The organism is Flavobacterium xizangense (assembly GCF_054075145.1).
The window spans coordinates 1-259 of the sequence record NZ_JBSIPG010000179.1 but is presented as its reverse complement, the minus strand read 5'-3'; the positions used below and the strand labels follow the sequence as shown (position 1 = coordinate 259).

Below are 259 nucleotides of genomic sequence, written 5' to 3'. Positions count from 1 at the left end.
TCAGAAGTTAGCGCGCTACCGCCTGGACTGTCAATTCTCAAAACGATAGCTTTTACGTCATCATTTTTTCTGGCTTCTTGCAGAGAGCGTCGCATCGAACCTTCGCCAATAGTGTTGACATCTCCTTCGCCACTACCAATTTCGCCTTGCGCGTAAATAATAGCAATCTGATCTGTTGCGGTATTAGCCAAAGCAGTCGTTACATAATTTTGAGTATAATCTGCAATCGAAATTTTATTGTAATCTTCGTCTTTGTCCA

General features: G+C 42.1%; 1 pseudogene. It reads right to left on the bottom strand.

Annotated features, from left to right (window positions below):
- A pseudogene (locus ACWA1B_RS23020) lies at window positions 1-259 on the bottom strand (signal peptide peptidase SppA); the annotation flags it as partial.